Source organism: Halomonas sp. 111 (assembly GCF_052379685.1).
GTDB classification, from domain to species: Bacteria; Pseudomonadota; Gammaproteobacteria; order Pseudomonadales; family Halomonadaceae; genus Vreelandella; species Vreelandella citrativorans.
In genome coordinates, this window is record NZ_JBQSYV010000013.1 from 114,982 (window position 1) to 122,026 (window position 7,045).

The 7,045-nt window shown below is 52.3% G+C and carries 9 protein-coding genes; 2 read left to right on the plus strand and 7 right to left on the minus strand.

Translation table 11 applies throughout. The features are described from left to right. Positions 1-244 precede the first annotated feature (244 nt). The gene (locus ACT3T7_RS11445) at positions 245-1,399 is read left to right on the plus strand and encodes an E22 family MetX-like putative esterase (protein ID WP_444631115.1); all 1,155 of its coding nucleotides are present in this window, start codon (positions 245-247) and stop codon (positions 1,397-1,399) included. 178 nt (positions 1,400-1,577) lie between these two features. Further along, on the plus strand, positions 1,578-2,705 hold the full coding sequence (locus ACT3T7_RS11450) for a glycerol dehydrogenase (protein WP_444631116.1): 1,128 nt from the start codon (positions 1,578-1,580) through the stop codon (positions 2,703-2,705). A gap of 254 nt (positions 2,706-2,959) precedes the next feature. Here the strand turns inward: ACT3T7_RS11450 and ACT3T7_RS11455 are convergent, their stop codons facing one another. The 7 genes from ACT3T7_RS11455 to ACT3T7_RS11485 form a co-directional block, all read right to left on the minus strand. Continuing rightward, positions 2,960-3,607, minus strand: a complete 648-nt coding sequence (locus ACT3T7_RS11455) for a glutathione S-transferase (protein WP_444631117.1) — start codon at positions 3,605-3,607, stop codon at positions 2,960-2,962. Between the two features lie 60 nt (positions 3,608-3,667). Further along, positions 3,668-4,321, minus strand: a complete 654-nt coding sequence (locus ACT3T7_RS11460; protein WP_444631118.1) for a DsbA family oxidoreductase — start codon at positions 4,319-4,321, stop codon at positions 3,668-3,670. A 91-nt stretch (positions 4,322-4,412) separates the two neighbouring features. After that, positions 4,413-4,829: a lysozyme inhibitor LprI family protein gene (locus ACT3T7_RS11465; RefSeq protein ID WP_444631119.1), complete on the minus strand. Its 417-nt coding sequence runs from the start codon at positions 4,827-4,829 to the stop codon at positions 4,413-4,415. Between the two features lie 171 nt (positions 4,830-5,000). Continuing rightward, the gene (locus ACT3T7_RS11470; RefSeq protein WP_444631120.1) at positions 5,001-5,537 is read right to left on the minus strand and encodes a hypothetical protein; all 537 of its coding nucleotides are present in this window, start codon (positions 5,535-5,537) and stop codon (positions 5,001-5,003) included. Next, positions 5,530-6,459, minus strand: coding sequence for a DUF4238 domain-containing protein (locus ACT3T7_RS11475; protein WP_444631121.1), 930 nt, complete (start codon positions 6,457-6,459; stop codon positions 5,530-5,532). Before ACT3T7_RS11475 ends, ACT3T7_RS11470 begins: the two co-directional genes overlap by 8 nt. Before the next feature lie 35 nt (positions 6,460-6,494). After that, on the minus strand, positions 6,495-6,809 hold the full coding sequence (locus ACT3T7_RS11480) for a hypothetical protein (protein ID WP_444631122.1): 315 nt from the start codon (positions 6,807-6,809) through the stop codon (positions 6,495-6,497). Positions 6,810-6,856: 47 nt separating this feature from the next. Next, positions 6,857-7,045, minus strand: a 189-nt coding sequence (locus ACT3T7_RS11485) for a hypothetical protein (protein WP_444631123.1), incomplete at its 5' end; no start/stop codon positions are given.

Genomic DNA, 7,045 nt, shown 5'->3' on the forward strand with positions numbered 1-7,045 from the left:
GCTAAGGATTCATTGAATAAATGGGCATTTCAGTACCTGAGGCTTTAAGCAAAAACTGATCGAACGCCTGTCTGTCACCAAGCGCATGATGCAGCAGCAGGCTAGCAAATGAAATGTGTTCAAAATACGCGAGCGCTGACTATGCTGAGTAGGGTCGCCACCAGCAGCCAATAACAATCACAACCTCTCAGCAAAGGAAGCCCCATGCGCCGCACACAACTATCCTCTTTCATGATAGCGGGCCTTGGCCTGCTTATATCTTCCCCCCCTATGGGCATGGGACGGCGTCGTCGAGAAACAAACCTTTGAGATCGACAGCTTCACGGCTCAAAACGGCGAGACGATTCCCAACGTGACAGTAGGCTGGGAAGCCTACGGCGAACTCAACGAAGCCCGCGATAACGCCATTCTGATCACCCACTTCTTCTCCGGCACCAGCCACGCCGCGGGCCGTTATGATGCTGACGGTGAACCCACTGGCTATTGGGACGCGATTATCGGCCCCGGCAAAGCATTAGATACCGATAAGTACTACATTATTTCCTCAGATACGCTGGTGAACCTGAATGCCAATGATCCTAATGTCACGACCACCGGGCCTGCCTCTATCAACCCTGATACCGGCGAGCCATGGGGCATGGATTTCCCGGTGGTCACCATTCGGGACTTTGTCGAAGTACAACGCGCGCTGTTAGAGAGCCAGGGGATTGAATCGCTGCATGCGGTGATGGGTGCTTCCATGGGTGCCCTACAAGCGATTGAATGGGCCAGCGCCTATCCTGACCGGGTTGAGCGTTTGATTCCCGTTATCGGCGGCGGCGTTGCCGACCCGTGGCTACTGGCCACGCTAAGTTCCTGGGCCGCGCCAATTCGCGTGGACGCCAATTGGAACGAGGGTAACTACTACGACGGCGAACCGCCTACTGATGGATTAAAAGAAGCACTCAAACTTGTCACGCTCAATGCCAACCATTGGCTGTGGGCCAACGAAACCTTTAACCGCGATTGGGCCGATGAGGAGCGCGACCCCGCCCAGGATATCAGCGCCCGCTACGCCATCGAGCAAACGCTGGATGACATTGCCGCCGCCCGTGCGGAGCTTTCCGATGCTAACCACCTGCTCTACTTAGTACGCGCCAACCAAACCTTTATGGCGGGCCACGGCGACTCGTTAGAAGAAGGGCTAGCCGCTATCGAAGCCCCCACACTGATGCTGTATAGCGAAAACGATTTGGTATTCGCCCCCCAAGGCGTGCGCCGAACCGCCGAGCTGATTGAAGCGGATGGCAACGACGTCACGCTGAAAACTCTGGAAGGCAACCGTGGGCATTTGGACGGCGTGACATCCATTGAGCAAGCCAGCGATACGCTAAGGGCTTTTTTAAAGCAAGAAGGTTAGCGAGGTTGAAGTCACCACAGCACTGACGCGAAAAAACGTATGTGGATTCTCTCTGCGCCGCTACCAGGCTGACAGCGGTCAACATAAGCGCTAATAAGTCACACGAACGCAATACACATGCACCTTTCATGTGTTACCAATGGTCAGGCAACCCACTCTCTTTTAGGGACGATTTGCCATGACAGCCATCAACGAGAAAGTCTTTATCAGCCCCGGCCGCTACGTGCAGGGGGAAGGTGTTACCGCCCGCGCCGGACACTATGTGTCAGCGCTCGGGAAAACGGCGCTGCTGATTGCCGACGATGTGGTTTGGGACATCGCGGGTAAGGAGCTAAGCGCGAGCCTGGAAGGCGAAGGCGTCAGTTTCGAGCGCGCAGTGTTCGAGGGTGAGGCTTCTACCCGCGAAATCGACCGCCTCGTTGAGCTCGGCCGCAAGCAGCAGGCAGATGTCGTTATCGGCTTTGGTGGCGGTAAAGCCATCGACACTGCCAAAGGTGTGGCTGAAAAGCTCGAAGCGGCCTGTGCCATACTGCCAACCACTGCTTCTACCGATGCGCCTACCAGCGCCTTGTCAGTCATCTACAGTGACGATGGCGAGTTTGAGTCCTACCGCTTCTACAGCAAGAACCCCGACCTGGTGCTGGTCGATACCGGCATCATCTGCAAAGCGCCGCCGCGTTTTCTGGCCTCGGGCATTGCCGATGCACTGGCCACCTGGGTTGAAGCACGCGCCGCCATTCGCGCTAACGCCAACAACATGGCAGGCGGTAAAGCCACGTTGCTAGGCGCGACCATTGGCGAGAAGTGCGAAGACATCCTTTTCGAACACGCCATGCTGGCCTACCAAGCCAACGAGGCGCAGATCGTCACGCCCTCATTTGAAGCCGTGGTTGAGGCCAATACGCTGCTCAGCGGCTTGGGCTTTGAAAGCGGCGGCCTGGCGGCAGCGCACGCCATTCATAACGGCTTTACCGCCCTGCACGGCGAGATTCACAACCTGACTCACGGCGAAAAAGTAGCCTACGGCACGGTCGCGCAGCTGATTCTCGACCAAGCGCCGCAAGCGGAGCTTGAAGAGTATTTAGACCTCTACCTAGCACTGGGCCTACCGGTGACGCTGAAAGCGCTGAAGCTTGACCAGGCAAGCGACGACGACCTTTATCGTGTAGCCGAAGCGGCGCTTAAAGAGGGTGAATCAAGCCATAACCTGGCGTATGAGCTAACGCCCAAGCAGATTGTTCACGCTATTAAAGCGGTGGATGTGCATGCGCGGGCGTTTATGGAGAAAGTGGGTTTGAGCGAGTAAAGCCCACAAGGCACATGGCGCCACGTGTGTGGCGCCATATTGATCGACTAGCCCTGCGTCGGAAATCAGGTAGCGGCCGCCGAGGATGATACCCGGTACCGCATTCACCCCGGCTTCCATGAAGCGCTGCTCTGCCGCACGAACGTCATGCGCGTACTGATCAGAGCGGGCGATGGCCTCAGCGGCGTCGCCATAAAGCCCTACCTCAATGGCCTTCGTGAGAAAGCCGACAAGGTATTAACAGGTAGTGCTTTTCAAGATGGAAAAACCACCACGTCATCCCCCTCCTGCCATGGATGAAACTTGGTCATGGCCTGCAGAAAAAACGCGTGTTCCAACCAGTGTTGTAGCCACCGCTGCAGGTGCGGATAAGGTAGGCTATAAAAAACATCGCGATCCACATGGGCGAATTGGCGGATAAAAGGCATGATACCAATATCAGCAATGGTCGCGTTATCTCCCAGAAGATAAGGCTTTTGAGTCAGCTTCTCCTCTAAAACCTGTAAAAAAGCTTCACCCCGTTGCCGGTACTCTGCCTGGGTCATTTCGAGATGTCGGTCGGCGTATTTATAGCGATCCAACCAATGTTTAAATTCATTATCGTTTTGCTCGATCAGGGCATTGGCCTGAATCCTAACCTTCGCATCTAACAGCCCTTGCGGATCTTGTTGCTTAAGCGCCCACACCATTATTTCTCGGCTCTCTTCGATCACAGTACCATCAAAAAGCTGTAAAACAGGCACAGTGCCTTTCGGGCTAATCGCTAGCATCTGGGCCGGTTTGTTCTTCAATGTGATTTCGCGCAGCTCCACCGGTAACTCAGCAAACAATAAGCCGAGCCGGGCACGCATGGCATAGGGACAGCGACGAAAAGAGTAAAGGCGATGAAGTGATGACGTCATGGGCATTTTTCACAGTTGAATTGAAGTCAGTAGACTCGGTGACCACTCTAATGCGAGACGTTAGCCGTTCGCGTTTTCTTCAGCCACCTGACGAAGCGCATCGACCAGCACGTCAGCGGGTTGGGCGCCAGAAATCAGGTAGCGGCCGTCGAGGATGAACCCCGGCACGGCGCTCACTCCGGCCTCCATGAACTGCTGTTCTGCCGCTCTAACCTCGTCCGCGTACTGATCAGACCGAGCGATGGCTTCGGCAGTGTCACCGTCAAGCCCAACCTCAATGGCCTTCTCGCGAAGAACCTCTGGGTCTGAAGGATTTTTAGCCTCACCGAAGTAGGCATCGAACAGTGCCAATTGCAGGGGCGTCTCCAGATTCTGCGTTCCGGCCCACGCCAGCACCCGGTGGGCAGCGAAGGTATTGTTCGCCCGGCGCTCCACGGCGCCACGGAAGTTCAATCCCAGTTCTTCGGCGACCTTCATGATCTCACGCTGGGACTGCTCCATGCTGGCCGCATCCTTGCCGTACTTACGGCATAAGTGCTCCAGGATCGGCTCGCCTTCGGGCGGCATGTCGCGGTTGAGCTCGAAGGGCTGCCAGTGCAGCTCGATATCGATCTCGCCCTTCAGAGTTTCCAGCGCTTGCTCCAGGCGCCGGTAGCCGATTGCGCACCATGGGCATGCTACATCGGATACCAGGTCAATTCTCAACGTCTGCATTGGGTAACCCCCTCATTCGATCAAACTGAAGAAAGCATGGTACGTGCCTATAGGGCGTAACGGCAGTACCGTTATGTAAAAGATCAAGGCGTTACTTGGTAGTGGGTTCCGGTAAAATCGGCGGAGTACTGTCCATATAGGTCAGGAAGTCTTGCCAGACGTCGTGCGTTCGCTGTTTCGTTAACCGGGTACGGCACGTAATGCCCATGACGCCGCGAATGGTCCCGTCGCGCCACTGCGTATAGACAGAGCCGCAATGGGCTCCGGCATACGCCTGCCACTGCTTTTGAGCCACCTTGATAGCATCGACTAACTCAGGGTCAGACGCGTTATGTTCAATGCTCGTTTCCAAATAGTGGGTAAGTACATCCTCGGCGGCCTCTAACTCGATAGCCGCGCACCGATTGGTATCGGGCGTGTTCCTTATATTGTTGCAATCAAGCGCCTCGTCGTCAGCAACGGCTGACAGCGACAGCGTAGCGAGCAGTATGAGTAGCCACTTTTTCATTTTTTCCCCAAACTCACCTAAGGTGCTGGCCAACCGGTCTCAACCGCCATGCTCTCACACTCGACGCCAAGGAGATCATCTAAACGTTGAACGACCATGCCCGTGCATTCATGTCCCGCACGGGCGGCCAGCCCGGAGCTCAACTAAAATCAGCCCGGCAACATTTGCTTGTTATAGCCCGCGGCCAATTTTAGTTGGCTCTTCTGGGCATGGCGTGCTTTCCCCTGGCGTAAGAGTGACGTCGTATTGAGGCTGAAAGCCATCACCACTACTCCACATGGTCGAGTGTGTTTCAAAATCGGCTTTTACTACGCACCAATTCCAAAAAAATACGTTTGAGCCGTGAATCATTAGCGATTCAGTGCGCCACTCCTTCATTTCTGGAAAGCTCGCCTCACCTCTATCACTGGTTTTATCTCCCTTTCTCATTTGTTCAAAGCCATAAGGGTAGGAGCTTGATATTAAATACACCCAAGCATCCTGAATGGGCTTGCCTTCCACATTGGTGACGAGAATTTCAGCCTCCGGCTGAAGCGTCTTATTGATGGGATAAATAACACAACCTGATAAAAATAGAGTAATCGTTAGTATGAGTAGTTTCATTTTTGATTTGCTATAGCGCCCGCAGCACGCGCGGCTTTGTAGTGAAGGCGAAGCCGCAACGAAAAAACCGTCGCCGTGCCTGCGTTTGTTATATTCTTTAGCCATGGATAGACTCTTTAGTGGGTCCGATCACCCACCTTTCAGCATTGTTTATTATTAAGTTATTTATTGCCATCGCTTGACTCGAATTAATGTATGTATGTTTAATATCCGATTTAACTGACGATAGAGCCAAGCATAATTGCTGAGACAGAGGGATGAGAACAAAGTATTCATCCCCACCGCTGAATAATTGATCTATTACAATTGGTTCGTCTTTTATAATAAATGGTTGATCACAAAGAAGGACATCGGCTTCGAATGAATAAAGAAATAGCCAGCCCATGGAATCATGGATACAAGCTGCGTTTTCTTCTGCATTCTCCATCATCTTCACAAGCGTCATATTACGTGATTCTGAAAATGATAAACCCTCAAAAAGGCTGTCATCATTCAGGTCTAAACCCATTTCTTGCGCTTTTTCCTTGGCGGCTTTATCACCCCTTGCATGCTTTAAAATTTCTCCGATAAGCGCCCGATCAAATCCATCCTGAAATTCCTTGATAAGACTTGGATGTCTTGCGGATAAAAATCCGAAGAACCTTGATAGGTTATATAAATTGACATCGGTTTTGTCTGGATCATCTGATATCAACTTTCCCACTTCAGTTGCGAAGGCACCATCAATTGTTGATAGCATTGGATTTTCGATCAATGTAGTTGAGTCAGATGCCTTTGCCGCTTCTCCCGTTAGAGAATAAAGAAAGTTTTCAGAGCAGAAGTTCCTAGGGCCAGCAGGCCCGAGAATTCTCGAGTCCTTTTTATCCAGATAAAACAGGTTCTTTCTATCTAGCGAGAATAGAAGCTGATAAGACTGGGGAATATAATGATGATTCTTGGGGTTGTTCATAGTTGAATATAACGCTGAGCTTAGCGGCGCCCTTGCAATGGAGGCGAAGCCGCAATGAAAAGGGCGTCCGGTGGCCATCGGCCGCGTACTAAAGCGACTTGTTAAGCGCTGTGCTACAAGCCACGCTCAATAGCCTGCTTTATGACCGGCGCTACGGTTTCAGGAGTGATGCTCCGATCTCGGCAATACTTAGTTTGCAGCCATGCGGATAGCTGCTTTTGCCCTTTGCTGGCATTACAGCCGCAACAGCAAAGAGCAATATTTTCTTTAGTAGTGATGCTGCCATCGTTGATGATGTGCTCCCAGCTTGCCGTATATTTTCTTGAGACTTTAAAGGCGGTAAATTCATTGCGGCAATAGACGCACTCCGTATCTCGGGCTCGGACCTCTTTTTCCAGCCAGTCCGGAATATTCCAATTATTTGCCATTGCTCAAACTTACCTTCTACCGCCTAACGCCAAAATCAGCGGCTAGTTTACGAGTCCGCTGCATTTTCTTGTTCAATGAGTTTCATGCGATGGGCAACTTCTTTCTCCAGTTCCATCATTTGCATTTGCATCTCTTGATGTCTCATAGATGAACTTTCTAGACTCTGCCTTACTTGCGCATACTCTTCAGAAAGAGCCGCATATCGGCTCATTACTGGCTCATAATCTGGGTTATC

Coding starts and splice junctions, on each gene's coding strand:
- ACT3T7_RS11450 (WP_444631116.1), top strand. CDS start 1,578: ATGACAGCCATCAACGAGAAAGTCTTTATCAGCCCCGGCCGCTACGTG.
- ACT3T7_RS11455 (WP_444631117.1), bottom strand. CDS start 3,607: ATGACGTCATCACTTCATCGCCTTTACTCTTTTCGTCGCTGTCCCTAT.
- ACT3T7_RS11460 (WP_444631118.1), bottom strand. CDS start 4,321: ATGCAGACGTTGAGAATTGACCTGGTATCCGATGTAGCATGCCCATGG.
- ACT3T7_RS11465 (WP_444631119.1), bottom strand. CDS start 4,829: ATGAAAAAGTGGCTACTCATACTGCTCGCTACGCTGTCGCTGTCAGCC.
- ACT3T7_RS11470 (WP_444631120.1), bottom strand. CDS start 5,537: ATGGCTAAAGAATATAACAAACGCAGGCACGGCGACGGTTTTTTCGTT.
- ACT3T7_RS11475 (WP_444631121.1), bottom strand. CDS start 6,459: ATGGCCACCGGACGCCCTTTTCATTGCGGCTTCGCCTCCATTGCAAGG.
- ACT3T7_RS11480 (WP_444631122.1), bottom strand. CDS start 6,809: ATGGCAAATAATTGGAATATTCCGGACTGGCTGGAAAAAGAGGTCCGA.